Source organism: Thermosynechococcus sp., assembly GCF_046299635.1.
GTDB lineage: Bacteria > Cyanobacteriota > Cyanobacteriia > Thermosynechococcales > Thermosynechococcaceae > Thermosynechococcus.
In genome coordinates this window covers 1-511 of the sequence record NZ_JBKBHV010000084.1, presented here as the reverse complement: position 1 = coordinate 511, position 511 = coordinate 1, and the positions used below count along the sequence as shown (strand labels likewise).

Genomic DNA, 511 nt, shown 5'->3' with positions numbered 1-511 from the left:
ACTGCCTTTATGGGAGGGCTTTCCTTTTTTGGGGTAGTATCAACCACCATAATGCTGAGTCCAACACCTATCTGGTTTGCAGCAAGGCCCACACCCTCCGCATGGTACATGGTCTCAAACATATCCCTTATAAGCTCCTTTATCTCCTTGTCTATAACCTCCACCTTGCTGGTAGGCGTCTTTAAAATCGGATGGGGAAATCTCACTATATCTCTCACCATAAGGTTAATAGTTTATTCCTTATGCCGTTGCTTTCAAGGGCTATACCTTATTTTAGGTGTGCGCCGCGTGCCCTGCCAAATTTATTAGACTTCTATTTTGGGATACCATAGAGGTAGTGGACATTTTCTAATCTTCCCACATGTTGCAACACATATTGCAACATGCAACACATATGCACTACACCCCCTCTCTTAAAACCCTTTATTAAAGCCATTTTGAGAAGATAAGGGATATGGCATCTTTTTTGCATGTAAATAAAGTGAAAACCTTTAAAGGAGGTGTAAAGATG

General features: G+C 41.5%; 1 protein-coding gene. It reads right to left on the bottom strand.

Going from position 1 to position 511, the window contains the following annotated elements; all coding sequences use genetic code 11:
• On the bottom strand, window positions 1-206 hold a 206-nt coding region (locus tag ACK4IR_RS12465), incomplete at its 3' end, for a peptide deformylase (RefSeq protein ID WP_409874654.1).
• Window positions 207-511 lie beyond the last annotated feature (305 nt).